Origin of the sequence: Mesorhizobium sp. M7A.F.Ca.CA.002.05.1.1 (assembly GCF_003998335.1) — a bacterium.
Taxonomy (GTDB): domain Bacteria; phylum Pseudomonadota; class Alphaproteobacteria; order Rhizobiales; family Rhizobiaceae; genus Mesorhizobium.
Window position 1 is genome coordinate 1 of sequence record NZ_RZQI01001056.1, and the last position, 1,893, is coordinate 1,893.

The window sequence follows — 1,893 nt, forward strand, 5'->3', positions numbered from 1 at the left end:
GCTATCCGCCCTTGCAGGGGTCTTGCTGGCGGCGGCTGGTTAGACAGCACCGCCTTTGTAATCCGCTTGCCCACCACCTAAGTGGGCTGGAAACGGAAGGAAACATCATGGCCGGACGGCGCTCTTCCCTCGGCTTCCTCGGAATGTTCGGCCGTTCGGGCGACTTGAGGCAGCTCGACGATGCATTGCGCGGCGCCGATCTGCATCCAGCCCTTGTGCCGGAGGGCGTGAAGCTTACCATCGTCAACCTGATGAAGGATCGCTGGCCCGACGAGCCGCCGCCGGGCACCTATGCGTCGGTGGCACAATTATGCAGCTATTGCATCGCGGGTCCGGAAACCTTCGAGCAAGCCAATGGCCATGATCGGACGCTGGAAGCCGAGCGTCGCATCGAGGCGGCGCTTGAAACCGGCGACAGCCTCGACGCGCAGATCGTGCTGATGACGCTGCATGCCAAGCTCATCAACGCTGAAGTCGTCGACCGATACGGGCTCAGCGCGGAATGACGCGAAAGGCAAGATCTGCTTGATCCCCCGCGGCAGCCGAGCCGATCAGGCCCGGCTGATCTCCTCGAGATACCAGCCGATGTAGCGCAGTTCGTTGTATTCCATCGGCGCGATCGGTCCGGGCACGAAATAGTGCGAGCGCACGCCGCGCGCGGTGTGCTCGATGATCTTCTTGTCCTCTTCGGTGGTGACCTTCCACAGCCAGGTCAGCTTCTCCAGATCGTAGTCCTGGCCCTCGACCGCGTCGCCGCGCACCAGCCAGATCAGCTCCATCTCACAGGTACCAGCTGTTTTCGGGATGAAACGATAGATCATGCCGTGATCGGGATAACAGACGAGAAAGGTCGTACCGCCAAGATGGATCGATGTCACGCCACCATCATAGTCGGTGAAACGGCCCATCAGCGGCGCGACCGGCGAGCCGTCCTTGCTGCCGCTGGAAACGCCGTCATAGAGCGCATAGCGGAAAGTGTGGATCGCCTCCTGTCCGGCGGCCGAGTTCTGCCAGCGGTTGGCGCTGCCGATCTCGATGCCGAGCGCGCAGGTGCGTTGCTCCATCGCGGCATTGAGCTGCTCGATCATCTCGGCCGGTTTTTCCAGCGCATGCGTCTGCGAATATTCCGGATGCGCCGGCCCGCAATGGTAACATTCGACATAGTTCTCGACGGCGAGCTTCCAGTTGGCGTCGAGCGGATAGGACTGACGATACGCCACCTTGGCGTCGCCCCAGCCATATTGGCCGCAGCTCGTGCGCAGCGACTGTTCGATCGGATCGAAATCGAGCGGCGTCTCGGCGAAGGAAATGAAGACCAGCCCGGAAGCGACGCGGACATGAAGCTTCTTCAGCCCGTGCGCCGAGCGGTCGAAATCCTTTGGCATCAGGCGCGCGGCACGCAAGGATCCGTCATTGGAATAGGCCCATGCGTGGTAGGGGCACACGAACATCTTCGCATTGCCCTTCTCCTTGGTGCAGACCTCGGCACCACGGTGGCGGCAGACATTGAGCATGGCATGCACGGTGCCATCCATGCCGCGTGTCAGGATGACCGCCTCGTCGCCCAGCTTGAACAGCTCGAAATCGCCGGGGTTCGGGATAACGCTGGCATGCGCCAGGCAATGCCAGTGGCGGCGAAAGACACGTTCCATGTCGCGCTCGAAGATCGCCGGATCATGATAGAAGGCACGCACCAGGCCGTGACCTGGCCGATGAGATGCCACCAGCCGATCGATCGCGTCGCCGTCGGTGGGTGCTTGCTGGATAGGATGCACACTCATTTGTCGTTCTGCCCGATGGTTGGTCCCGGAGCAATTCCAGGAAAAGTGTGAAGCGGTTTTCTGTTCGGAATTGCGTCAAACGAAGAGCGCAATTCCAGGAAAAGTGTGAAGC

The 1,893-nt window shown here is 61.1% G+C and carries 2 protein-coding genes; one reads left to right on the forward strand and one right to left on the reverse strand.

The window, feature by feature from the left end:
• The first annotated feature begins 107 nt into the window (after positions 1–107).
• Complete coding sequence (locus tag EN939_RS32355) at positions 108–506, forward strand: hypothetical protein (RefSeq protein ID WP_127271376.1); 399 nt, start codon at positions 108–110, stop codon at positions 504–506.
• 45 nt (positions 507–551) lie between these two features.
• Here EN939_RS32355 and EN939_RS32360 read toward each other — a convergent pair whose 3' ends face one another.
• Positions 552–1,781 carry an aromatic ring-hydroxylating oxygenase subunit alpha gene (locus EN939_RS32360; RefSeq protein ID WP_127271385.1) on the reverse strand — a complete coding sequence of 410 codons (1,230 nt, stop codon included), beginning with the start codon at positions 1,779–1,781 and terminating at the stop codon, positions 552–554.
• Positions 1,782–1,893: the final 112 nt, after the last annotated feature.

What these genes read in the sequence shown, in the direction of transcription:
- EN939_RS32355 (WP_127271376.1), top strand. Translation starts at nt 108, where the DNA reads ATGGCCGGACGGCGCTCTTCCCTCGGCTTCCTCGGAATGTTCGGCCGT.
- EN939_RS32360 (WP_127271385.1), bottom strand. Translation starts at nt 1,781, where the DNA reads ATGAGTGTGCATCCTATCCAGCAAGCACCCACCGACGGCGACGCGATC.